The sequence below is a fragment of the Enterobacter sp. BNK-13 genome, from assembly GCF_048685015.1.
In the GTDB taxonomy this organism is placed as follows: Bacteria; Pseudomonadota; Gammaproteobacteria; order Enterobacterales; family Enterobacteriaceae; genus Enterobacter; species Enterobacter quasiroggenkampii.
On sequence record NZ_JBLQTP010000001.1, the window covers coordinates 54,779 to 76,459 of the forward strand.

24 protein-coding genes are annotated in these 21,681 nt (G+C 55.5%); 15 read left to right on the top strand and 9 right to left on the bottom strand.

The genetic code is table 11. The features are described 5' to 3' along the window. Nucleotides 1–37 precede the first annotated feature (37 nt). Nucleotides 38–1,312 carry an MFS transporter gene (locus ACMGGQ_RS00280; protein WP_069720062.1) on the bottom strand — a complete coding sequence of 425 codons (1,275 nt, stop codon included), beginning with the start codon at nt 1,310–1,312 and terminating at the stop codon, nt 38–40. Between the two features lie 193 nt (nt 1,313–1,505). On the opposite strand from ACMGGQ_RS00280, the gene ACMGGQ_RS00285 reads away from it, so the two are divergent. Then, complete coding sequence (locus ACMGGQ_RS00285) at nt 1,506–3,128, top strand: isovaleryl-CoA dehydrogenase (RefSeq protein ID WP_420289441.1); 1,623 nt, start codon at nt 1,506–1,508, stop codon at nt 3,126–3,128. Here ACMGGQ_RS00285 and ACMGGQ_RS00290 read toward each other — a convergent pair. From ACMGGQ_RS00290 to bsmA, 3 genes are all read right to left on the bottom strand, one after another. After that, a complete protein-coding gene (locus tag ACMGGQ_RS00290; RefSeq protein ID WP_277718307.1) occupies nt 3,125–5,056 on the bottom strand; it encodes a methyl-accepting chemotaxis protein in 1,932 nt (643 codons plus the stop codon). The genes ACMGGQ_RS00285 and ACMGGQ_RS00290 overlap by 4 nt on opposite strands. A 172-nt stretch (nt 5,057–5,228) precedes the next feature. Continuing rightward, on the bottom strand, nt 5,229–5,516 hold the full coding sequence (gene yjfN / locus ACMGGQ_RS00295) for a DUF1471 family protease activator YjfN (RefSeq protein ID WP_021240708.1): 288 nt from the start codon (nt 5,514–5,516) through the stop codon (nt 5,229–5,231). 136 nt (nt 5,517–5,652) lie between these two features. Then, nucleotides 5,653–5,982, bottom strand: a complete 330-nt coding sequence (bsmA, locus tag ACMGGQ_RS00300; RefSeq protein ID WP_072052249.1) for a biofilm peroxide resistance protein BsmA — start codon at nt 5,980–5,982, stop codon at nt 5,653–5,655. Between the two features lie 137 nt (nt 5,983–6,119). Between bsmA and yjfP the strand changes: the two genes are divergently transcribed. Next, the gene (gene yjfP / locus ACMGGQ_RS00305; protein WP_048225304.1) at nt 6,120–6,842 is read left to right on the top strand and encodes an esterase; all 723 of its coding nucleotides are present in this window, start codon (nt 6,120–6,122) and stop codon (nt 6,840–6,842) included. Here the strand turns inward: yjfP and ulaR are convergent. Further along, entirely contained in the window at nt 6,839–7,594 is a 756-nt protein-coding gene (ulaR, locus tag ACMGGQ_RS00310; RefSeq protein WP_045907973.1) for an HTH-type transcriptional regulator UlaR, read from the bottom strand. The two genes, yjfP and ulaR, sit on opposite strands and share 4 nt — an antisense overlap. 110 nt (nt 7,595–7,704) lie before the next feature. Next, nucleotides 7,705–8,769, bottom strand: a complete 1,065-nt coding sequence (gene ulaG, locus ACMGGQ_RS00315; protein ID WP_010427455.1) for an L-ascorbate 6-phosphate lactonase — start codon at nt 8,767–8,769, stop codon at nt 7,705–7,707. Nucleotides 8,770–9,128: 359 nt separating this feature from the next. Here ulaG and ulaA point away from each other — a divergent pair, with 359 nt between their 5' ends. Genes ulaA through ACMGGQ_RS00345 form a run of 6 tightly spaced genes read left to right on the top strand, consistent with a single transcriptional unit; the run spans nt 9,129 to nt 13,536 of the window. Further along, nucleotides 9,129–10,529 (top strand): PTS ascorbate transporter subunit IIC, encoded by a 1,401-nt coding sequence (ulaA, locus tag ACMGGQ_RS00320; RefSeq protein WP_032675818.1) that lies wholly within the window; start codon nt 9,129–9,131, stop codon nt 10,527–10,529. Nucleotides 10,530–10,541: 12 nt separating this feature from the next. After that, nucleotides 10,542–10,847 carry a PTS ascorbate transporter subunit IIB gene (gene ulaB, locus ACMGGQ_RS00325; RefSeq protein ID WP_003856022.1) on the top strand — a complete coding sequence of 102 codons (306 nt, stop codon included), beginning with the start codon at nt 10,542–10,544 and terminating at the stop codon, nt 10,845–10,847. Nucleotides 10,848–10,856: 9 nt separating this feature from the next. Then, the gene (gene ulaC / locus ACMGGQ_RS00330) at nt 10,857–11,324 is read left to right on the top strand and encodes a PTS ascorbate transporter subunit IIA (RefSeq protein WP_024907321.1); all 468 of its coding nucleotides are present in this window, start codon (nt 10,857–10,859) and stop codon (nt 11,322–11,324) included. Between the two features lie 12 nt (nt 11,325–11,336). Continuing rightward, nucleotides 11,337–11,987, top strand: a complete 651-nt coding sequence (gene ulaD, locus ACMGGQ_RS00335; protein WP_008502901.1) for a 3-keto-L-gulonate-6-phosphate decarboxylase UlaD — start codon at nt 11,337–11,339, stop codon at nt 11,985–11,987. 9 nt (nt 11,988–11,996) lie between these two features. Further along, entirely contained in the window at nt 11,997–12,857 is an 861-nt protein-coding gene (locus ACMGGQ_RS00340) for an L-ribulose-5-phosphate 3-epimerase (RefSeq protein WP_045907974.1), read from the top strand. Further along, nucleotides 12,850–13,536, top strand: a complete 687-nt coding sequence (locus ACMGGQ_RS00345) for an L-ribulose-5-phosphate 4-epimerase (protein WP_048027876.1) — start codon at nt 12,850–12,852, stop codon at nt 13,534–13,536. The genes ACMGGQ_RS00340 and ACMGGQ_RS00345 overlap by 8 nt, the downstream gene beginning before the upstream one ends. A 140-nt stretch (nt 13,537–13,676) precedes the next feature. On the opposite strand, the gene yjfY is transcribed toward ACMGGQ_RS00345, so the two are convergent. Beyond that, on the bottom strand, nt 13,677–13,952 hold the full coding sequence (gene yjfY / locus ACMGGQ_RS00350) for a DUF1471 family protein YjfY (protein ID WP_045907976.1): 276 nt from the start codon (nt 13,950–13,952) through the stop codon (nt 13,677–13,679). Nucleotides 13,953–14,290: 338 nt separating this feature from the next. Here yjfY and rpsF point away from each other — a divergent pair, with 338 nt between their 5' ends. From rpsF to rplI, 4 genes are read left to right on the top strand one after another with little or no spacing between them, the layout of a single operon-like run. After that, on the top strand, nt 14,291–14,686 hold the full coding sequence (gene rpsF, locus ACMGGQ_RS00355; RefSeq protein WP_014830397.1) for a 30S ribosomal protein S6: 396 nt from the start codon (nt 14,291–14,293) through the stop codon (nt 14,684–14,686). A gap of 6 nt (nt 14,687–14,692) precedes the next feature. Further along, nucleotides 14,693–15,007: a primosomal replication protein N gene (gene priB, locus ACMGGQ_RS00360; RefSeq protein WP_008502895.1), complete on the top strand. Its 315-nt coding sequence runs from the start codon at nt 14,693–14,695 to the stop codon at nt 15,005–15,007. A 4-nt stretch (nt 15,008–15,011) separates the two neighbouring features. Then, entirely contained in the window at nt 15,012–15,239 is a 228-nt protein-coding gene (gene rpsR, locus ACMGGQ_RS00365) for a 30S ribosomal protein S18 (RefSeq protein WP_000135199.1), read from the top strand. Nucleotides 15,240–15,280: 41 nt separating this feature from the next. Next, nucleotides 15,281–15,730: a 50S ribosomal protein L9 gene (rplI, locus tag ACMGGQ_RS00370; protein ID WP_008502894.1), complete on the top strand. Its 450-nt coding sequence runs from the start codon at nt 15,281–15,283 to the stop codon at nt 15,728–15,730. 68 nt (nt 15,731–15,798) lie between these two features. Here rplI and ACMGGQ_RS00375 read toward each other — a convergent pair whose 3' ends face one another. Continuing rightward, on the bottom strand, nt 15,799–16,443 hold the full coding sequence (locus ACMGGQ_RS00375) for an OapA family protein (RefSeq protein ID WP_045907977.1): 645 nt from the start codon (nt 16,441–16,443) through the stop codon (nt 15,799–15,801). A gap of 233 nt (nt 16,444–16,676) precedes the next feature. Between ACMGGQ_RS00375 and fklB the strand changes: the two genes are divergently transcribed. Continuing rightward, nucleotides 16,677–17,297, top strand: a complete 621-nt coding sequence (gene fklB / locus ACMGGQ_RS00380) for an FKBP-type peptidyl-prolyl cis-trans isomerase (protein ID WP_032675823.1) — start codon at nt 16,677–16,679, stop codon at nt 17,295–17,297. Between the two features lie 312 nt (nt 17,298–17,609). Beyond that, complete coding sequence (gene cycA / locus ACMGGQ_RS00385) at nt 17,610–19,019, top strand: D-serine/D-alanine/glycine transporter (protein ID WP_008502891.1); 1,410 nt, start codon at nt 17,610–17,612, stop codon at nt 19,017–19,019. 86 nt (nt 19,020–19,105) lie between these two features. Here cycA and ytfE read toward each other — a convergent pair whose 3' ends face one another. Then, nucleotides 19,106–19,768, bottom strand: a complete 663-nt coding sequence (ytfE, locus tag ACMGGQ_RS00390) for an iron-sulfur cluster repair protein YtfE (protein WP_229226630.1) — start codon at nt 19,766–19,768, stop codon at nt 19,106–19,108. 244 nt (nt 19,769–20,012) lie between these two features. Here ytfE and ACMGGQ_RS00395 point away from each other — a divergent pair, with 244 nt between their 5' ends. Next, nucleotides 20,013–21,662: a methyl-accepting chemotaxis protein gene (locus ACMGGQ_RS00395; protein ID WP_048027882.1), complete on the top strand. Its 1,650-nt coding sequence runs from the start codon at nt 20,013–20,015 to the stop codon at nt 21,660–21,662. The last annotated feature ends 19 nt before the right edge of the window (nt 21,663–21,681 follow it).

Sequence of the window (21,681 nt, forward strand, 5' to 3'; positions counted from 1 at the left end):
GCCGGGTAAGGCGAAGCCGCCACCCGGCAAAACAACCTCACTCCTCTAACGACCGCAGATGGTCATCCTTCCTCAGCGTCATCAGCGCGAAAATACTCACCACCGCCGTTGCCATCACGTAGTACGCCGGAATATCCAGGTTACCCGTCTGCTTAATCAGCCCGGTAATAATTAACCCCGCACAGCCCGAGAAAATCGCGTTCGATAACGAGTAGGCCAGCCCCAGCCCGGTATAGCGTACGCGCGTCGGGAACATCTCAGAGAGCATCGCCGGGCCCGGCCCTGCCAGCATGCCCACCAGACCGCCCGCAATCAATACCACTATCGCTTTCACCGCCAGCGTGCTGGACTCCGCCTGCAGAAGTTTCAGCAGCGGCAGGGCGAGGATCAGCAGCAGCGCGGTGGCGATAATCATCACCGTGCGACGCCCGATCCTATCGCTCAGGATCCCCGACGGAATGATGGTCAGCGCAAACCCAACGTTCGAAATCACCGCGATCAGCAGCGCCTGGTTAAACCCGGTGTGCAGCGCCGACTGCAGATAGGTCGGCATAATCACCAGGTAGGTATATCCCGCCGCAGACCAGACCATCACGCGGCCAATCCCCATCACGATGGCCCGGAGCGTGGCGGCAATATCCGCCTGAGCGACAGCCGGTTTATCCTGCTGCTGCACAAAGCTGGGTGTCTCTTCCATACTGACACGAAGCCACAGCGCAACAACGCCCATGGGCAGCGCCAGGAAGAAAGGAATGCGCCAGCCCCAATCGTGCAGGGCCTCAGGCGTGAGGAGGGCAGAGAGCAGCGCCACGATGCCTGCACCCGCTAACAGCCCCAGCGCCACGGTAAAGGACTGCCACGCACCATAGAGCCCACGCTTGCCGCGCGGAGCAAACTCCGTCATCAGCGAGACCGCACCGCCATACTCGCCGCCCGCGAACAGCCCCTGCAGGATGCGAAGCAGCGTAACGATCAGCGGTGCGGCAATCCCGATGCTGGCATAGACCGGCACAATGCCGATGGCGGCGGTAGCGAGCGTCATGAGCACCAGCACAATAATGAGCGTCGGCTTACGGCCAATTCGGTCGCCGATGCGTCCAAACACCACCGCACCCAGCGGACGGAAGAAGAAGGCGATGGCGAATGAGGCGTAGGTGAGGATCAGGCTGGTAAGCCCCGCTTCCCCTTCAAGCTGGAAGAAGTTCTTCGCAATGACGGTCGCCAGAAAACCGTAGACCGCAAACTCATACCACTCGATAAAGTTACCAATGGAGCCGGCAATTAATGCTCGCTTGTGCGCATCCGGTTGCATAACGATCCTCACTGAAAAGGGTAAGAATAAATTATTCAACAAAAGCGAAGGCATGAAATAGTTTATTCTTATGTTCTGTGAGCTATTTCACGAATGATATCAGCGGGATCGTGAACGTGTGACTCCCCTCCCATGCAGCGTGTGCGCGGTCTGTCCATACTTATCGTCATTGCCACTGAAGGAGGGAGACAGTATGCACTGGCAGACCCATACCGTTTTCAATCAACCCGCACCACTCTCTAACAGCAACCTTTTTCTCTCGGACTGCGCACTGCGTGATGCAGTTTCGCGCGAGGGTGCCGAGTGGGATATCGAGCTGCTCGCCAGCATCGGACAGCAGTTAGGCACCGCAGAGTCGCTGGAGCTGGGCAGGCTGGCGAACGTGAATCCGCCGGAGTTGCTTCGCTATGACGCCACCGGAGAGCGACTGGATGACGTCCGCTTTCATCCGGCATGGCACCTGCTGATGCAGGGGCTGTGTGCCAATCGGGTACATAACCTGGCATGGGAAGAGGAGGCGCGTAAAGGGGCGTTTGTCGCGCGGGCCGCACGCTTTGTGCTTCATGCTCAGGTGGAAGCGGGCACGCTTTGTCCGGTCACCATGACGTTTGCCGCCACGCCGCTTCTGCAGCAGGCGCTTCCCAAAATATTTCACGACTGGCTGACGCCGCTACTCAGCGATCGCTACGATCCGCATCTGGCGCCTGGCGCGCAAAAGCGCGGCCTGCTGATCGGTATGGGGATGACGGAAAAGCAGGGCGGCTCGGACGTGCTGAGCAACACCACCAAAGCGGAAAAATGCGGCGACGGCAGCTACCGGCTGGTGGGGCATAAATGGTTTTTCTCCGTCCCGCAAAGCGATGCGCATCTCGTGCTGGCGCAGGCGAAGGGCGGGTTGTCCTGCTTTTTTGTGCCGCGCTTTTTGCCTGATGGACAGCGCAACGCCGTCCGGCTGGAGCGCCTTAAGGACAAGCTCGGGAACCGCTCCAACGCCAGCAGCGAGGTGGAGTTTCTTGATGCCTCCGGCTGGCTGCTGGGGGAAGAGGGCGAAGGGGTACGGCAGATCCTCAAAATGGGCGGTCTGACGCGCTTTGACTGTGCGCTGGGCAGCCACGGACTCATGCGTCGGGCGCAGTCCGTGGCGCTGTACCATGCGCATCAGCGCCAGACCTTCGGCAAAAATCTTATCGATCAGCCGCTCATGCGCGAAGTGCTAAGCCGGATGGCGCTGGTGCTGGAGGGGCAAACGGCGCTGCTGTTCCGCCTGGCGCGGGCGTGGGATAAACGCGCGGATCCGCAGGAGGCGGCATGGGCGCGGCTGTTTACCCCGGCCGCGAAATTTAGCGTGTGCAAAGCGGGCATCCCGTTTGTGGCGGAAGCGATGGAGGTGCTGGGCGGAGTCGGGTACTGCGAGGAGAGCGAACTTCCCCGCCTGTATCGCGAGATGCCAGTGAACAGCATCTGGGAAGGGTCCGGCAACATCATGTGCCTGGACGTGCTGCGCGTGCTGGCGAAGCAGCCGGGTATTCACGATCTGCTTGCCGAGGAGTTTGCACAGGTCAAAGGGCAGGACAGACACTTCGACCGCAGCTGGCGACAGCTTCAGCAAAAACTGCGTAAACCGCAGGAGGCGCAGGGGCGGGAAATTGCGCAGCAGCTTTTCCTGCTGGGTGCCGGGAGCGAAATGCTGCGGCACGCATCGCCCCCGGTGGCGCAGGCGTGGTGCCGCATGATGCTGGATACCCGTGGCGGCACGCTGATGAGTGAGCAGGTGCAAAGTGACCTGCTGCTGCGTGCGACGGGCAGAGTCGGTTAACCTTTTAGCTGGAACAGGCTCACCAGCTGGGCCAGATGTGATCCCTTCTCACGCAGCGTTTGAGCCGTTTGTTCGCTGCGTGAGATACGATCGGCATTAATATGCGACGCTTCGCCAATGTGGGTCATGGCGAGATTCACCTGGCCAATCCCGGCGGACTGCTCGCGTGAAGCATGGTTAATCTCGGTGACCAGCTGGCTGATGTTATCGATATGAATGATGATGTCATCCATCGCCAGGCGCGTCTTTTCAGACAGCGCATGGCCCTCACTCACTTTCCTGAGCGTATCGCCAATCAGCTGTTCAATCTCCTTCACCGCGTTAGCGCTGCGTCCTGCCAGGGCGCGAACTTCCTGCGCGACTACCGCAAACCCTTTTCCGTGCTCGCCCGCGCGGGCCGCTTCCACTGCCGCATTCAGCGCCAGGATATTGGTCTGGAAAGCGATAGACTCAATCACGCGCGTGATGTCTTCGATGCGTTTTGACGCCTCGCGAATGTCGTCCATCGTCGACACCGCGTGGGTGACCGTCTCACCGCCCTGATGCACCGCGAGCGAGGTTTCACCCACCAGTTGCTGCGTTTGCTCCATGTTGGCGGCATTTTGCTGCACGGTGGCGGCCAGCTGCTCCATGCTGGCGGAGGTCTCTTCCACGCTGCTGGCCTGCTTGTTGATCTGCTCAGAAATCTCGCCGGTATCGGCGGCCAGCGCGTTGGTGCCCAAATGGATCTCGCCTGCGGCCTCGCGGACCTGCAGGACAATTTTTTGCAAGCCGCCACCGATGCCGTTGATGGCGTCGATCAACTGACCGACTTCGTCCTGGCGCGTCACGGGCAGGCTGGAACGGAGATCCCCTGCGGCATATTGCCGGGCAAGATGGATCACATTGCGCAGCGGTCGGGTCAGCACGCGGCGAATAAGGACCACGAACAGACCAGCAAACAGGATAGATAAGACCACGCCGGCCAGCAGGAAGCGATCGCGCATGGCGTTGACGCTTGAGAGCAGCACCGATTTATCCACTTCGCCCACGATAGTCCAGTTCCAGCCTGGCAGCGGGGTATACGCCATTTTCAGCGTGCGGCCGTCGTCACTTACGCGTTCCAGCGTGCCGGGCTTCTCACCCAGAAGCTGCTGCTGCGTCGCGTCGTCCCACTTCGGCAGCTGTCCCTCTTCACCGGCATGGAACAGGTATTGCCCGCGCGTTTTGCCGTTGCTGCGATCCAGCACGAAGAAGTGACCGCTCTCACCCAGGCGGCGGTTGAGAATTTTCTCGCGCATGACGTTCCAGGAGTGAGTGATGTCCACCCCGACAAAGACGATCGCAATGACCTGTCCTTCGGCGTTTTTTACGGGCTGATACTGGGTGATGTAGCGTTTGCCAAACAGCAGCGCCAGGCCGCGGTAGACTTCACCTTTGTTGACGGCGGCAAAGGCCGGACTGGAAGTATCCAGCACGGTGCCCATTGCCCGCTCGCCATTCTCTTTGCGCAGGGAGGTCGCTACGCGAACAAAGTCGTTTCCGCTGCGTACAAACAGCGTCGAGATGGCTCCCGTACGGTTCAGGAAGTCGTCCGACAGGGTGTTATTTTCATGTAGCCCGGTGTCGCCGCCTTTCAGAAGCGGGACGCTGAGCCCGTTGATCGTCTGGGGTTGGGAAGGATCACTATTCAGGGGCTGCGGTAAAAAGGTAGTAAACAGCCGGGTATAACTCTCAACCTCTTCACTCAGGCTGGTGTTAAACATCTGCACCATGTCGACCATGCCGGTAGACTGATTATGCAGGTCTTCTACCGCAAGGGCTTCAAGCTGCTGGCTGGCTTTTTGACTGAGCAGAAAAGTGAAAAGCAGAAACAGCGTGGCGACACTGACGCCTGTAAGCAGCGACAGCTTCGCCCCCAGGCCTGCACGGCGAAAAACGTTGATCATAAATTGCTCATCATTGAAAAGGTATGGTTCTTCAACGGCAGAGCGGGGATTACGTTTACTGAATTAATGTAACAAAATGTTATTTTGTTGTTATTGATTGGTTTTTGATTAGATAAAAAATTTGCAAAAGCGAAAAGCCACTAAAAATAAGTGGCTTTTATCAGGAGGGATATTACACGTAGAGAATGGCCTGTACCCGCCAGTGGTCGATATGGTTATCTTCCTGCATCTGGATGATGCGATACCATGAAGCACCCTGCTCATCGGCCTTTAATGCCACAACGCGTTCAACGTCTTGCGGGCTCCCCGAGATATTATTCACGGAGATCTGGCCAATTTCATTCAGGCCAGTTACACAGTCAGCACTGGCGAATTCTGCTGACTGCGCAGTGGTGCTCACCAGGCCTGCTGAGAGCAACAGAGAGGTCAAAGCAAGAGTTCGTTTCATCGTCAGCTCCATTTCACATATCTCCGGTATCCGCCGGGCAATCCTTCGCGAATAAACTCCCTTCCATTGACGCGGGCATGGAGTTTATTGTGGACAGGAAAATGTCTATGGACGCAAAGCAGTGTAAATCTCGTTCAAAGGAAAACCATTATTTACGGTACAAAATGGCCTGTGAATACCACTGTCCCGTTATGATGGTTTCGTCGATCATAATGATGACGTAATAATCTGCTTTGGCGGCGACGGCTTGTGCTTTGATTGCCGCTTCTGCGTCATCCGGGGAGCCGCGAACCAGCGCGGAGACGGTGCCCATTCGTTGTAATCCTTCCGTCTGATTACGACGAATCTCCTGTGGATGATCGGCGACCGGTGGAGCGGGTTGCGGCGTTCCCTGCAGCGCGCTACAGCCACTGAGCAGAAACACCAGCACTAAAGCAGCAAACCTGCGCATAACCATATCTCGTTTCCTGATAGCCATAGTGTAGTTGTCTGTGAATTTAGTTTTGGGGGAATGTTCCCGAAGTGTTATCTGGGACGTATATTTCGAATGAAAATGATGTGAAAGCGTAACCCACTTCTCAACATTATGAATCATACATTCGTACAGGGTCGACAATGATTGAAATTGAAATACGCCACCTCGGCGACCATGAAATTTTACACGCTATGCCAGCGGGTAAACGTGATAAACCGCTGCCTGTTGTGGTTTTTTATCACGGGTTTACCTCATCGAAGCTGGTTTACAGTTATTTTGCGGTTGCGCTGGCGCAGGCGGGTTTTCGCGTGGTGATGCCGGATGCGCCTGACCACGGCGCCCGCTTTATGGGTAACGAACAGGCGCGTCTTGGGCAGTTCTGGCACATTCTGCACGGGAGCCTGACCGAGTTTGCCGGGTTGCGCGATGCGCTTTATGAGGCAGGACTGGTGGCAGAGAATCGTCTGGCTGTGGCCGGGGCGTCGATGGGCGGTATGACGGCGCTGGGGATTATGACGCATCATCCGGAAGTGAAGTCAGTAGCCTGCCTGATGGGCTCGGGCTATTTTACATCGCTGGCGAAGACGCTCTTTCCACCTCAGGATTTAGCGGAAATTACCGCGACGCTCGAAGAGTGGGACGTGACCCGGGCATTGCCGCGCCTGGCGGATCGCCCGCTGCTGCTGTGGCACGGCGACGCGGATGATGTGGTCCCGCCTGAGGGAACCTTCCGACTACAGCAGGCGTTAATGAATGCAGGACTGGACGGTAATCTCACCTGTCTGTGGGAAGCGGGCGTCCGCCACCGCATCACGCCCACGGCGCTGGACGCTACGGTGGCGTTTTTCCGCCAGCACCTTTAAACGCGCAGCACTTTTACGCCCTGATCTTCCAGCTTCTGGAGGATCTCAGGGTTGGCGCCTTTGCCGGTGATCACCATGTCGATCTGTTCGGCACGGCTGAACAGCATGCCAGCGCGCTCGCCCACTTTGCTGCTGTCGACCAGCACAACGAGCTTGCCCACAACGTTGAGCATGTTTTGTTCCGCCATCGCGGTCAGCATATCGGTTTTATACAGGCCATCTGCCGTCAGGCCTTTGCCGCTGGTAAACATCCAGTGCCCGGCATAGAGACTGTTTTCGCTGTCCTGAGGGCTAAGGGTGATGGACTGGCTTTTGTTGTACTGCCCGCCCATGATCACCACGCTCTCATGCTCCTGGTCGATCAGATAGTTAGCGAGCGGTAAGTAGTTGGTGATGATTTGCACCGGCTTGCCGCACATTTCACGGCCCAGCAGAAATGCCGTGGAGCCGCAGTTGATCACGACGCTCTCACCGGGATTCACCAGCTGCGACGCGGCTCTGGCAATCCGCACTTTTTCATCATGATTTTGCGCCTGATGAATATTCATTGGCGTCCAGCGAGGGCGCTGCTGGCTGATCGCTTCCGCGCCGTTGCGGACCTTTTTCAGCTTGCCGCTTTCATCCAGCTTGTTGATATCCCGCCGCGCCGTTGCCGGGGAGATCCCTAAACGTTCGATCACTTTCTCGACGGTGATAAACCCGGTTTGCGCCAGGAGTTCCAGGAGAATTTGATGCCGTTGCGCTTCCGTCATGAGCTATTCCGATAAGAATTGATTTGAAAAGATGATATTTGAAATAGCGTGAAATTACTAAAAGAAATATGACATCGCCAGACATCAAGTCTGGCGATGTGGCTGCACAATCAGAGGAAGGACTTGAACGGCAGGTCTGGCTCAATGGTGAAGCAATCATCGAAACCACGTGGGTAGTGATATTCAAGATTATCTTTGTCCAGCGGCCAGGTGAACTTGCCGCCGACCTGCCAGATGAACGGCTTGAAGCCATACTTCAGGCGGTCTTTCTTCATCTCCCACAGCACGCGGATTTCCTGCGGATCGGCCTGGAAGTTTGACCAGATATCGTGGTGGAACGGAATCACCACTTTGGTATTCAGCGCTTCCGCCATGCGCAGCATGTCGGCGCTGGTCATTTTGTCGGTAATGCCGCGCGGGTTCTCACCGTAGGAGCCCAGCGCCACGTCGATCTGGTGCTCGTTACCGTGCTTCGCGTAGTAGTTAGAGTAGTGAGAGTCGCCGCTGTGGTACAGGGAGCCGCCAGGGGTTTTAAACAGATAGTTAACCGCGCGCTCATCCATACCGTCCGGCAGTACACCCGCGGCTTTCTGATCGGCAGGCAGGGTAATCAGTGCTGTACGGTCAAAGGCATCCAGCGCATGGATTTCAATATCTTTAATTTTCACCACGTCGCCAGGCTTCATCACGATGCAGCGCTCTTTCGGCACGCCCCAGCCAATCCAGAGATCCACGCAGGTCTGCGGCCCGATAAACGGCACATCGTCAGCACAGTTTTGCATCACCGCTGCCGCCACGTTCACATCGATATGATCGTTGTGATCGTGAGTGGAGAGCACGGCGTCGATCTGGCGAATGGCAAACGGATCGAGCACAAACGGCGTGGTACGCAGGTTCGGCTGCAGTTTTTCCACGCCCGCCATGCGCTGCATCTGGTGGCCCTTTTTCATCAGCGGGTTGCCGTGGCTCTGCTTGCCGGTGCCGCACCAGAAATCGACGCAGATATTGGCGCCGCCTTCTGATTTCAGCCAGATACCGGTGCAGCCCAGCCACCACATCGCAAAGGTACCAGGAGCAACCTGTTCCTGCTCGATCTCTTCATTCAGCCAGCTGCCCCATTCCGGGAAGGTGCTCAGAATCCATGACTCACGGGTGATGGTGTTCACTTTACTCATCGTTTTTGACTCCTGGTTTAATCAAAAATAATCATATGGTGATTTGTTGTGATTAATGCTGGCACCATTTGACGCGCTTTGCAATGGTAAAAATGCGGATTTTTATCCGTTCAACTTCACAGATTCTCCGCTTCTTACTTGTTAAAGTAGTACGCATAACTCATTAATCTGATGAATTATAAGGATTAATTAGTTTCAATGATGCGGTAGTGAAAATCATTATTAACTGCATGGAAATAAATTGCGTGATACGTCACAAATAATCAAATGCAATCTTGTGGTGATTATTTGTGATTAATAGAGTGATGACACCAACCGCACAGGGATTACCCCTCGTGTTCTCATTTCTGGAGAGAGTTATGGAGATCCTCTACAACGTCTTTACCGTGTTCTTTAATCAGGTAATGACCAACGCCCCGCTGCTGCTGGGTATCGTGACGTGTCTGGGCTATATCCTGCTGCGCAAAAGCGTCAGCGTGATTATTAAAGGCACCATCAAAACCATTATCGGCTTCATGCTGTTACAGGCGGGGTCTGGCATTCTGACCAGCACCTTTAAGCCGGTCGTCGCCAAAATGTCCGAAGTGTATGGCATCAACGGTGCGATTTCTGACACTTACGCCTCAATGATGGCGACCATCGAGCGCATGGGTGATGCCTATAGCTGGGTGGGGTATGCAGTGCTGCTCGCCCTGGCGCTGAACATCATCTACGTTCTCCTGCGCCGTATTACCGGCATTCGCACCATCATGCTCACCGGGCACATCATGTTCCAGCAGGCGGGGCTGATCGCGGTTTCTCTCTATATCTTCGGTTACCCAATGTGGACCACGATTATCTGCACCGCGGTGCTGGTCTCGCTCTACTGGGGTATCACCTCCAACATGATGTACAAGCCGACTCAGGAAGTGACGGACGGCTGCGGTTTCTCCATCGGCCATCAGCAGCAGTTTGCTTCCTGGATTGCCTATAAAGTTGCGCCGTACCTGGGCAAAAAAGAAGAGAGCGTTGAAGACCTCAAGCTGCCTGGCTGGCTGAATATCTTCCACGACAACATCGTTTCGACCGCAATTGTCATGACCATCTTCTTCGGGGCCATTCTACTCTCCTTCGGTATTGACGTAGTGCAGGCGATGGCAGGCAAAACCCACTGGACGGTTTACATCCTGCAGACCGGTTTCTCCTTCGCGGTGGCGATCTTCATCATCACTCAGGGCGTACGTATGTTCGTTGCCGAACTGTCGGAAGCGTTCAACGGTATCTCCCAGCGCCTGATCCCTGGCGCGGTGCTGGCCATCGACTGTGCTGCTATCTATAGCTTCGCGCCAAACGCGGTGGTCTGGGGCTTTATGTGGGGCACTATCGGCCAGTTGATTGCGGTGGGCATTCTGGTCGGCTGCGGCTCCTCAATCCTGATTATTCCAGGCTTTATCCCGATGTTCTTCTCCAACGCCACCATCGGCGTATTCGCTAACCACTTCGGCGGCTGGCGTGCGGCGCTCAAAATCTGCCTGGTGATGGGCATGGTGGAAATCTTCGGCTGCGTGTGGGCGGTCAAGCTCACCGGTATGAGCGCCTGGATGGGCATGGCGGACTGGTCAATTCTGGCACCGCCGATGATGCAGGGCTTTGCCTCCATCGGGCTGGTCTTTATGGCCATCATCATCCTGATTGCTCTGGCTTATATGTTCTTCGCTGGCCGTTCGCTGCGAGCAGAAGAAGACGCGGAAAAACAAACAGCAGAAGTCTCTGCTCATTAAGGAGTTTCGATTATGACCGTACGTATCCTGGCTGTGTGTGGTAATGGGCAAGGCAGCTCCATGATCATGAAGATGAAAGTGGACCAGTTTTTAACCCAGTCCAACATCGACCACACGGTGAACAGCTGCGCAGTGGGTGAATACAAAAGTGAGCTGAACGGCGCGGACATCATCATCGCCTCTACTCATATCGCCGGCGAAATCAGTGTGTCGGGTAATAAATACGTGGTGGGCGTGCGCAACATGCTGTCGCCTGCGGATTTCGGACCAAAACTGCTGGAAGTGATTAAAGAGCACTTTCCACAAGACGTGAAGTAAGGACGCCATATGAAACTACGTGATTCGCTGGCAGAGAATAACTCCATCCTTTTACAGGCTGAGGCCAGCACCTGGCAGGAAGCGGTAAAGCTGAGCGTGGATCTGCTGGTTAAGGCTGACGTTGTCGAGCCGCGTTACTACCAGGCCATTCTGGATGGTGTGGCGCAGCATGGCCCTTACTTTGTGATTGCGCCAGGCCTGGCGATGCCGCATGGCCGCCCGGAAGAGGGCGTCAAGAAAACCGGCTTCGCGCTGGTGACGCTGAAAACGCCGCTGGTGTTTAACCACGAAGATAACGACCCGGTCGACATCCTGATCACCATGGCCGCTGTTGACGCTAACACCCACCAGGAGGTGGGCATCATGCAGATCGTCAATCTGTTTGATGACGAAGCCAATTTCGACCGTTTACGCGCCTGCCGTACCGAGCAGGACGTGCTGGATTTAATTGATAACGCCACAGCGGCGGCTGTTTAAGAGGAATTGAAAATGTCATTACCCATGTTGCAGGTTGCGCTTGATAACCAGACCTTGTCCCACGCTTATGAAACGACCCGTCTGATTGCGGAAGAAGTCGATATCATCGAAGTGGGTACCATTCTCTGCGTGGGCGAGGGCGTTCGCGCCGTTCGCGACCTGAAGGCGCTTTATCCGCACAAAATCGTGCTGGCAGATGCCAAAATAGCCGACGCAGGCAAAATCCTCTCCCGCATGTGCTTCGAAGCCAACGCTGACTGGGTCACCGTCATTTGCTGTGCGGATATCAACACTGCCAAAGGCGCGCTGGACGTGGCAAAAGAGTTTAACGGCGACGTGCAGATTGAGCTTACCGGCTTCTGGACCTGGGAGCAGGCTCAGGAGTGGCGTGATGCGGGTATTCAGCAGGTGGTGTATCACCGCAGCCGCGACGCGCAGGCTGCAGGGGTGGCGTGGGGCGAAGCGGATATCAGCGCGATCAAACGTCTGGCGGATATGGGCTTTAAAGTCACCGTTACCGGCGGTCTGGCACTGGAAGATCTGCCGCTGTTCAAGGGCATTCCGATTCACGTCTTTATTGCCGGTCGCAGCATTCGTGATGCGGCGTCTCCGGTGGAAGCGGCGCGTCAGTTCAAACGCTCAATCGCTCAGCTTTGGGGCTAAGGAGCGGGTATGTTGTCCAAACAGGTCCCGCTTGGCATCTATGAAAAGGCACTCCCTGCGGGGGAGTGCTGGCTGGAGCGGTTACAGCTGGCAAAACAGCTGGGCTTCGATTTTGTCGAAATGTCCGTGGATGAGACGGACGAACGCCTCTCTCGTCTCGACTGGGGCCGTGAGCAGCGCCTGGCGCTGGTGAGCGCCATCGCCGAAACGGGGGTACGCGTGCCGTCGATGTGCCTGAGCGCCCACCGCCGGTTCCCTCTCGGGAGCGAAGATGATGCTGTGCGCGCTCAGGGGCTGGAGATCATGCGTAAAGCCATTCGCTTTGCGCAGGACGTGGGTATCCGCGTGATCCAGCTGGCGGGTTATGACGTTTATTACCAGGAAGCCAACGATGAAACGCGCCGTCGTTTCCGTGACGGGCTGAAGGAGAGCGTTGAGATGGCCAGCCGTGCGCAGGTCACGCTGGCGATGGAGATCATGGACTACCCGTTGATGAACTCCATCAGCAAGGCGCTGGGCTACGCGCACTATCTGAATAACCCGTGGTTCCAGCTTTATCCTGATATCGGCAACCTGTCGGCATGGGATAACGATGTGCAGATGGAACTGCAGGCAGGTATGGGGCATATCGTGGCGGTGCACGTCAAAGATACCCGTCCTGGCGTGTTTAAAAACGTACCGTTCGGCACCGGGGTGGTGGATTTCGAACGGTGTTTCGAGACGCTCAGGCAGACCGGCTATTGCGGGCCTTATCTGATCGAGATGTGGAGCGAAACGTCGGAAAACCCTGCGGCGGAAGTAGCAAAGGCGCGGGACTGGGTGCGCGAGCGTATGGCGCGCGCGGGATTACTGGAGGCTGAACATGCTTAAGCTTAAACAGCAGGTCTTTGAAGCCAACATGGATCTGCCCCGCTATGGCCTGGTCACCTTCACCTGGGGTAACGTCAGCGCTATCGATCGCGAGCAGGGGCTGATCGTGATTAAGCCTAGCGGTGTGGCGTATGACACCATGAACGCTGACGATATGGTGGTGGTCGATCTTGACGGAAACGTCGTAGAGGGAAAATGGCGTCCCTCTTCAGATACGGCGACCCATCTGGCGCTTTATCGTCGTTATCCCTCACTCGGCGGCGTTGTGCATACCCACTCGACCCATGCCACGGCATGGGCACAGGCGGGGCTGGCGATTCCGGCGCTGGGAACAACGCATGCGGACTACTTCTTTGGTGACATCCCCTGCACGCGCGCATTAACGCAGGCTGAAGTGGAAGGCGAATACGAGCTCAACACCGGGAAGGTTATCATCGAAACGTTGGGTGAAAGCGAACCGCTGCATACGCCGGGTATTGTGGTCTATCAGCACGGCCCGTTCGCCTGGGGAAAAGATGCCCATGACGCCGTTCATAATGCGGTTGTCATGGAGGAGGTGGCACGCATGGCGTGGATTGCTCGCGGCATCAACCCACAGCTTCAGGGGATTGATGATTATCTGATGAATAAGCATTTCATGCGCAAGCACGGCCCGAATGCCTATTACGGGCAGAAGTGAATAAGTGCTCTGGAATACCGAAAACAGTTGTAACCGGTGGTATTCCGGAGCCATTCACAAAAAAAAGCCCCCGGGCAGGGGGCAACGTCAACTATGGCTATGTTCTCGTTGTTGGCTTTCCTGGTGCTAGCGTTAACGCGTTATCGGTAAATATCTGCACTGGCGTGCATATTGCCGTTGCTGCCGGGCTCACGGATTAACATCACGTGGTAATAGGTTGCGCCCTGTGCATCGGTTTCTTGATTAAGGGCCTGATCTGCTTCACTTTCCGTGGCGAAATTATGATTGATGTAAATGACGCCCAAGCTTTGCACATCATCCATGTTTCTGGCCTGTCGGCTGTCTATCTTGATGGCTGCCATCGCGTTTGCACTGAGCAAAAGCGCTGCCATTAGGGCTAATGCGATTTGTTTCATGATATGCGCTCCACGACTGCGTGCTCTGAGAGGGGGACTCCTTCTTCTGTTCAGGTGATCTCTGATTAAAGTGTAATCATTCCTCCGGCGGGGAAGCGTGACCATTTCTGATGCAGTTGTTCAAAAAAACACCGCTTCCGGGTGTGAGTAATTTTAAATCACCCACTTAGACCCGCTTCGCGCTTTGTGCGAATTATTTGTGCAATCAGCTTGAGTTTCCGAGGGCGCGCAAGTATTATGACGCGTCAATTTTTCAGCCGACCTTTAACACGTTCCTTGCCTCCCCGGGCCTCGGCTGACCCAGACAGGAGGCTGAATAATCCGTAAGGAGCAATTCGATGCGTCATTACGAAATCGTTTTTATGGTCCATCCTGACCAGAGCGAACAGGTTCCGGGTATGATCGAGCGCTACACTGGTGCAATCACTGCAGCAGCGGGCACGATCCACCGTCTGGAAGACTGGGGCCGCCGTCAGCTGGCTTATCCGATCAACAAACTGCACAAAGCTCACTACGTTCTGCTGAACGTTGAAGCGCCGCAGGAAGTGATCGATGAGCTGGAAACTAACTTCCGCTTCAACGATGCCGTTATCCGCAGCATGGTTATGCGTACTAAACACGCAGTTACCGAAGCATCTCCGATGGTTAAAGCGAAAGACGAGCGCCGTGAGCGTCGCGATGATTTCGCAAACGAAACCGCAGATGATTCTGATGCTGGGGATTCTGAAGAGTAATTTCTGATGACCAACCGTCTGGCGTTGTCCGGCATCGTATGCAGGGCTCCCCTTCGAAAGGTCAGTCCATCAGGAATTCCGCATTGCCAGTTCGTGCTTGAGCATCGTTCTGTGCAAGAGGAAGCCGGGTTTCACCGGCAGGCGTGGTGCCAAATGCCCGTTATTATTAGCGGACACGAAAACCAGGCCATTACTCACAGTTTAACGGTCGGTAGTGCAGTAATCGTTCAGGGGTTCATCTCTTGCCACAAGGCAAAGAACGGTCTGAGCAAAATGGTTCTGCATGCCGAGCAGATTGATTTGATAGATTCTGGAGACTAGCCATATGGCACGTTATTTCCGTCGTCGCAAGTTCTGCCGTTTCACCGCGGAAGGCGTTCAAGAGATCGACTATAAAGATATCGCAACGCTGAAAAACTACATCACCGAAAGCGGTAAGATTGTCCCAAGCCGTATCACCGGTACTCGTGCAAAATATCAGCGTCAGCTGGCTCGCGCTATCAAACGCGCTCGCTACCTGTCCCTGCTGCCGTACACTGATCGTCATCAGTAATCGGGCACGGTCCATTAATACGACTTTAAGAGGATAAGGTAATGCAAGTTATTCTGCTTGATAAAGTAGCAAACCTGGGCAGCCTGGGTGATCAGGTAAACGTTAAAGCGGGCTACGCTCGTAACTTCCTGGTTCCACAGGGTAAAGCTGTTCCAGCTACCAAGAAAAACGTAGAGTTTTTCGAAGCACGTCGCGCTGAACTGGAAGCCAAACTGGCTGACGTTCTGGCGGCTGCTAATGCTCGCGCTGAAGCAATCAACGCACTGGGCACCGTTACCATCGCGTCCAAAGCTGGCGACGAAGGTAAACTGTTCGGTTCCATCGGTACCCGCGATATCGCTGATGCAGTTTCTGCAGCAGGCGTTAAAGTGGCTAAGAGCGAAGTTCGTCTGCCGAACGGCGTTCTGCGTACCACTGGTGAGCACGAAGTTGACTTCCAGGTTCACAGCGAAGTGTTCGCTAAACTGGTTGTTAACGTTGTAGCTGAGTAATTTTTTACTCTGCTCACGTTGAAACGCCGGCCTTGTGCCGGCGTTTTGCTTTTTACAGATCCCAGTCCTTAACGTGCCCTGATAAAACTGCCGTCCGGCTGGCGGGTAAACAGCACCTGTTGTCCATTTCCGGTATCAATCGTTAAACCTGTCACCACCCCACTGGCATTCTGGCGTATTTGCACCATCTGGCCATTCTGCAGGTTACTGAGCGGCTTACCCGCACCTTCCACTTTCGCCATGGCATACACGTCTGTCGGCGGCAGGTTGTGGTCACGGAACAGCTGCGCCAGCGTTTTACCCGGCTCTACGCGATAGGAACGCCACTGTTGCTCAATGCCGGTGGGCTGTTGCGCCTGAGGCTGAGACGGGGCGGCGGCTTGTTCCTGCGGCTGTTCGTCCTGAATGGGCTCTGGCTCAACCGGCGCGACCTGACCCGGGTCGTTAGACGGGGTGACGAGCTGCGTCTGCATCGGCTGTGCGTCAGGCTGCGGTCGGGTTTGCGACTGAATATCCAGCTGAGCATTGCGGGTGACGGGGGCGGTATCAACATCATCGCCACCGGAAGGAAGCAGGAAGCCCACAATCACCATCAGCGCACCAATGATGATCCCTCTGCGATGCAGAGGCGGCAGCGGGTCCATGATGCGAAAATTGTCCGGCGCCTGCCAGATTTTCGCCAGGGTAGGTTTCAGTTCAAATCGCCCGGGCATGGCACTCCTCCTGCTCCGCGTATTTTTTATCCTGTGCCCCGAAGTATAGTTTGCTAACTGCCTGAACGGCGTAGTAAACCCGACATCCGTGACATCAGTTCGGGATTAATCCTGGTTCTCTCTATTGTTTCTGTTTCGTCGCGGTTTGTCACCTTAACTTCAGACAAAGTTTTACCCATAAGGGCATGGCTGATATGCTGCCCGCTACTTTAAATGTGATGGAAGGAAAACCCATGACCACCCCGACTTTTGACACTATCGAAGCGCAGGCAAGTTACGGTATCGGCTTGCAGGTAGGACAGCAGCTGAGCGAATCCGGCCTGGAAGGTCTGTTACCCGAAGCGCTGGTGGCGGGTATCGCTGACGCGCTGGAAGGTAAACAGCCTGCCGTTCCGGTTGACGTTGTGCACCGTGCGCTGCGTGAAATCCACGAACGTGCTGACGCCGTGCGTCGCGCACGTTTTGAAGAGATGGCCGCCGAAGGTGTGAAATATCTGGAAGAGAACCGTGAGCGTGAAGGCGTGAACAGCACCGAGTCTGGTCTGCAGTTCCGCGTGATCAATCAGGGTGAGGGCGCGATCCCGGCGCGTACCGACCACGTTCGCGTACACTATACCGGTAAACTGATCGACGGTACCGTCTTCGACAGCTCCGTGGCGCGCGGCGAACCGGCTGAGTTCCCGGTGAATGGCGTTATCGCAGGCTGGATCGAAGCGCTGACCCTGATGCCAGTGGGTTCTAAATGGGAACTGACTATTCCGCACAACCTGGCCTACGGCGAGCGCGGCGCTGGCGCGTCCATCCCGCCATTCAGCACCTTGGTCTTTGAAGTCGAGCTGCTGGAAATTCTGTAATCGACTTTTCTTATTTCCTCTCCCCGGCTGGGGAGGGGAAAATAGCGTGAAAACCTATAGTTAAGCCGGAATCAATATTTTATCTTGCAAACGAAACTGTTGCGTGTATTTTTGTGAGCTGTTTCGCGCTGTATGAGTGATATGACACTCACTTTCAACATATTATTAACATAATATCTAAATCATAGTATTCATCCCGCCGATTCTTACCTAATATCGATTAGCCCTTACAAGGGAACGTCATTTTTTTGGCGTATTTAAAGGCCAGAAGAGCCTTAACAACACAGACAGGCATAAACAGGAAAATATCACATGGTAGATCAGGTCAAAGTCGTCGCCGACGAAGAGGCGTCGTCTGAACAGTCGCTACGGCGCAATCTCACAAACCGTCATATTCAGCTCATTGCCATCGGGGGTGCCATCGGTACCGGGTTGTTTATGGGGTCAGGCAAAACCATCAGTCTCGCCGGACCGTCAATCATATTCGTCTATATGATTATCGGTTTTATGCTGTTCTTCGTGATGCGTGCAATGGGTGAACTGCTGCTCTCGAACCTTGAATACAAATCCTTCAGCGACTTCGCTTCAGACCTGCTCGGACCATGGGCGGGCTATTTTACCGGCTGGACCTACTGGTTCTGCTGGGTCGTGACCGGTATGGCGGACGTCGTGGCGATTACCGCCTACGCGCAGTTCTGGTTCCCGGGGCTGTCGGACTGGGTGGCCTCGCTGGCGGTCATCGTTCTGCTGCTGAGCCTTAACCTCGCCACCGTTAAAATGTTCGGTGAGATGGAGTTCTGGTTCGCGATGATCAAAATTGTGGCCATTGTCGGGCTCATCGTGGTGGGCCTGGTGATGGTGCTCACCCACTTCCAGTCACCAACCGGCGTTCAGGCGTCGTTTACCCATCTGTGGAATGACGGCGGCTGGTTCCCGAAAGGCATCAGCGGCTTCTTTGCCGGTTTCCAGATTGCGGTGTTCGCGTTTGTAGGGATTGAGCTGGTCGGAACAACCGCTGCGGAAACTAAAGATCCGGAGAAGTCCCTGCCGCGCGCCATCAACTCCATTCCGGTACGTATCATCATGTTCTACGTCTTCGCGCTGATTATCATTATGTCCGTGACGCCGTGGAGCTCGGTGGTGCCAAGCAAGAGCCCGTTCGTTGAGCTGTTCGTGCTGGTAGGTCTGCCTGCGGCAGCGAGCCTGATTAACTTCGTGGTGCTGACCTCTGCGGCTTCTTCCGCAAACAGCGGCGTGTTCTCAACCAGCCGTATGCTGTTTGGTCTGGCGCAGGAAGGCGTGGCGCCGAGCGCGTTCGCCAAGCTCTCTAAGCGTGCCGTACCGGCAAAAGGGCTGACCTTCTCCTGCATGTGTCTGCTGGGTGGTGTGGTGATGCTCTACGTGAACCCAAGCGTGATTGGCGCATTCACCATGATCACCACGGTCTCTGCGATCCTGTTTATGTTCGTCTGGACCATTATCCTCTGCTCCTATCTGGTGTACCGCAAACAGCGCCCACACCTGCATGAAAAATCGATCTATAAGATGCCGCTGGGCAAGCTGATGTGCTGGGTGTGCATGGCGTTCTTCGTCTTCGTGCTGGTTCTGCTGACGCTGGAAGATGATACCCGTCAGGCGCTGATCGTCACGCCGCTGTGGTTTATCGCGCTGGGGCTGGGCTGGATGTTTATCGGTAAGAAACGTATGGCTGGCATGCGTTAAGCATGTTGCCGGGTGGCGCTGACGCTTACCCGGCCTACGTTCGAGGACGTTGCAGGCCCGGTAAGCGCTAGCGCCACCGGGCTTTTTTATTCCCCCGCCAATGCCCGCGGGAACAGAACGTTATTCTCCAGACTGATGTGTTCCATCAGGTCGTCGATCGTTTCGTTAATGCCGTTGTACATCGCTTTCCACGTTGTGCACGCTTCTGGCGGCGGCGTGACGTTTTGGGTGGTATGTTTGATCACCTCCAGCAGTTCGCCTGCGTCATCATGCTCGCTTTCCATCACGCTGATGGGCCCCATCGCCTGGCTTCCCATTCCCTGTTTAATCATCGGGAAGAGGATCTGCTCTTCTTTCATCATATGGCTGGAAAGCTCTTCGTGCAGAAGGGTCAGGTATTTCGCCAGACCGCGCGGTACGGACGGTTTGTCGGCATGGACGCGCTCGACTTTGGTCGCCAGCAGGATCAGCTCCGGCAGCTGTTCACGGTGACGGTCATGGTAACGCACGATGATATGGTCGATGATTTCCGCGAGCGGAGCGGTTCGCCAGTCTTTGTCGATGGGCTGTGCGGCCAGCTGCGCCAGCTCGGCTTCAATCACCTCAACGTCCAGCTCTTTGCGTAACGCCGCACGCGCCAGGGTTTGCTTACCGCCGCAGCAGTAGTCCATATCGTATTTACGGAACAGCGCAGAAGCGCGAGGAATGGAGAGCGCCAGCTCGCCGAGGGGTTGGTCGCGAAAGGCCATAGCAGTTACCTCATTCTCAATAATATAAGATGCATATTAAATGCATCTTTAAGGTGACGCTATAACCCTTTAGAGGGACGGGTAAAAATGAGATGCATATCACAAAAAAATATCCGATTTAACTCTCTGAATGGGCTCAGGAAAGTGGTTTCGAAACTTTTTAAAGGTGGAGAAACAGTAAACAACCCGCTGTGCCTGCCGATATATCCACGTCAGACAAACCTGCATATAACAAAGGCAACGCATGTTTAAACGTATAAAAGTCATTACCCTTCTGATTTCGGTGCTGCTTGTGCTCGGCATCATGCAAGTGATTTCCGCCGGTATCTTTATCAACGCCCTGAACAACGATAAAGACAACTTCACCGTGGCGCAGCTCTCCAGCAAGAACGTGGCGGAGTTTACCGATGCGTGGATCAGTCTGAACCAGGCACGCGTCACCCTGAACCGCGGGATGCTGCGCCTGCAAAGCAGCATGGCCTCGCAAATTAACGGCGGTCAGCTGAATGAGCTGGTGACCACGGCGAAAAATCTGCTGACTGAAGCGCAGGTTCATTACGATAAATACTATGCCTTGCCGAATACGCCAGGCCTGGATGAGAGCCTGACCAACCAACTCGAAGAGCAGTACCGCATTTACTCTGCGACGCTGACGCAAATGAACGTTCTGCTGAGCCAGGGTAATCTGGAAGATATGTTCAAGCAGAATGCCGAACAAAAACAGAACGCGATGCAGACGGTTTATCGTGAATGGCGTGAAGCGCAGGCTGCGCTCACGGATAAAGGCATTCAGGATAACGAAAGTGATTACAAGCGCATCCTGTGGATCCTCTCGGCGGTCATGTTGCTGGTGATTGTGGTGATTATCTCCAGCTGGATTGCGATGCGCCGCGTGCTGCTGCTGCCGCTGGAAGAGGTGATTAACCATATTCGCGCCATTGCGGCAGGCGATCTCACCCAGCCGATTCAGGCCGACGGTAAAAATGAAATGGCTATCCTGGCGCGCAACGTGCAGGAGATGCAAACTTCGCTGGCGAACACCGTGGGCGTGGTGCGTGAAGGCGCAGATACGATTTACACCGGTGCAGGCGAAATCTCTGCAGGCAGTAACGATCTCTCTTCCCGCACCGAGCAGCAGGCCGCGTCGCTGGAAGAGACGGCAGCCAGCATGGAGCAGCTGACGGCAACCGTGAAGCAGAACGCCGATAACGCGCGTCAGGCTTCCCGTCTGGCGCTGGATGCCTCCTCAACGGCGAAGAAGGGCGGTAATGTGGTGGAAGGCGTCGTGCGGACGATGGACGAAATCGCCACCAGTTCCAGCAAGATCGCGCAAATTACTAACGTGATCGACGGCATTGCTTTCCAGACGAATATCCTGGCGCTGAACGCGGCGGTGGAAGCGGCCCGTGCAGGCGAGCAGGGCCGTGGCTTTGCGGTGGTGGCAGGAGAAGTGCGTACCCTTGCCCAGCGCAGCGCTCAGGCGGCGAAAGAGATCAAAGCGCTGATCGACGACTCCGGCGAACGCGTGAACGCAGGCTCGCAGCTGGTTAACGAAGCCGGGGCCACGATGGCCGAGATCGTCAATGCGGTTACCCGCGTCACCGACATCATGGGCGAAATAGCCTCGGCCTCTGACGAGCAGAGCCGCGGTATTGACCAGGTGGGCCAGGCGGTAGCCGAGATGGACCGCGTGACCCAGCAGAACGCCTCGCTGGTGGAGGAGTCTGCGGCCGCAGCGGCAGCGCTGGAAGATCAGGCTGCACGTCTGAACGAAGCGGTGGCGGTGTTCAAAATCACCCGCAACCAGGCGGTTAAAGCGGCGCCGGTGAAAACCTATGTGCCAAAAGCGCAGCCCGTAGCGACGGCACCTGAAGCGAACTGGGAAACGTTTTAAGGTCTTGCCCGGTGGCGGC

Excerpts from the sequence above, each read along its gene's own strand:
- ACMGGQ_RS00290 (WP_277718307.1), bottom strand. The coding sequence starts at position 5,056 with ATGATCAACGTTTTTCGCCGTGCAGGCCTGGGGGCGAAGCTGTCGCTG.
- ulaC (WP_024907321.1), top strand. The coding sequence starts at position 10,857 with ATGAAACTACGTGATTCGCTGGCAGAGAATAACTCCATCCTTTTACAG.
- ACMGGQ_RS00285 (WP_420289441.1), top strand. The coding sequence starts at position 1,506 with ATGCACTGGCAGACCCATACCGTTTTCAATCAACCCGCACCACTCTCT.
- ACMGGQ_RS00395 (WP_048027882.1), top strand. The coding sequence starts at position 20,013 with ATGTTTAAACGTATAAAAGTCATTACCCTTCTGATTTCGGTGCTGCTT.
- ACMGGQ_RS00345 (WP_048027876.1), top strand. The coding sequence starts at position 12,850 with ATGCTTAAGCTTAAACAGCAGGTCTTTGAAGCCAACATGGATCTGCCC.
- yjfP (WP_048225304.1), top strand. The coding sequence starts at position 6,120 with ATGATTGAAATTGAAATACGCCACCTCGGCGACCATGAAATTTTACAC.
- ulaB (WP_003856022.1), top strand. The coding sequence starts at position 10,542 with ATGACCGTACGTATCCTGGCTGTGTGTGGTAATGGGCAAGGCAGCTCC.
- fklB (WP_032675823.1), top strand. The coding sequence starts at position 16,677 with ATGACCACCCCGACTTTTGACACTATCGAAGCGCAGGCAAGTTACGGT.
- rpsR (WP_000135199.1), top strand. The coding sequence starts at position 15,012 with ATGGCACGTTATTTCCGTCGTCGCAAGTTCTGCCGTTTCACCGCGGAA.
- rpsF (WP_014830397.1), top strand. The coding sequence starts at position 14,291 with ATGCGTCATTACGAAATCGTTTTTATGGTCCATCCTGACCAGAGCGAA.
- ACMGGQ_RS00340 (WP_045907974.1), top strand. The coding sequence starts at position 11,997 with ATGTTGTCCAAACAGGTCCCGCTTGGCATCTATGAAAAGGCACTCCCT.
- ytfE (WP_229226630.1), bottom strand. The coding sequence starts at position 19,768 with ATGGCCTTTCGCGACCAACCCCTCGGCGAGCTGGCGCTCTCCATTCCT.
- rplI (WP_008502894.1), top strand. The coding sequence starts at position 15,281 with ATGCAAGTTATTCTGCTTGATAAAGTAGCAAACCTGGGCAGCCTGGGT.
- ulaD (WP_008502901.1), top strand. The coding sequence starts at position 11,337 with ATGTCATTACCCATGTTGCAGGTTGCGCTTGATAACCAGACCTTGTCC.
- ulaR (WP_045907973.1), bottom strand. The coding sequence starts at position 7,594 with ATGACGGAAGCGCAACGGCATCAAATTCTCCTGGAACTCCTGGCGCAA.
- bsmA (WP_072052249.1), bottom strand. The coding sequence starts at position 5,982 with ATGGCTATCAGGAAACGAGATATGGTTATGCGCAGGTTTGCTGCTTTA.
- ulaG (WP_010427455.1), bottom strand. The coding sequence starts at position 8,769 with ATGAGTAAAGTGAACACCATCACCCGTGAGTCATGGATTCTGAGCACC.
- yjfY (WP_045907976.1), bottom strand. The coding sequence starts at position 13,952 with ATGAAACAAATCGCATTAGCCCTAATGGCAGCGCTTTTGCTCAGTGCA.
- priB (WP_008502895.1), top strand. The coding sequence starts at position 14,693 with ATGACCAACCGTCTGGCGTTGTCCGGCATCGTATGCAGGGCTCCCCTT.
- ulaA (WP_032675818.1), top strand. The coding sequence starts at position 9,129 with ATGGAGATCCTCTACAACGTCTTTACCGTGTTCTTTAATCAGGTAATG.
- ACMGGQ_RS00280 (WP_069720062.1), bottom strand. The coding sequence starts at position 1,312 with ATGCAACCGGATGCGCACAAGCGAGCATTAATTGCCGGCTCCATTGGT.
- ACMGGQ_RS00375 (WP_045907977.1), bottom strand. The coding sequence starts at position 16,443 with ATGCCCGGGCGATTTGAACTGAAACCTACCCTGGCGAAAATCTGGCAG.
- cycA (WP_008502891.1), top strand. The coding sequence starts at position 17,610 with ATGGTAGATCAGGTCAAAGTCGTCGCCGACGAAGAGGCGTCGTCTGAA.
- yjfN (WP_021240708.1), bottom strand. The coding sequence starts at position 5,516 with ATGGAGCTGACGATGAAACGAACTCTTGCTTTGACCTCTCTGTTGCTC.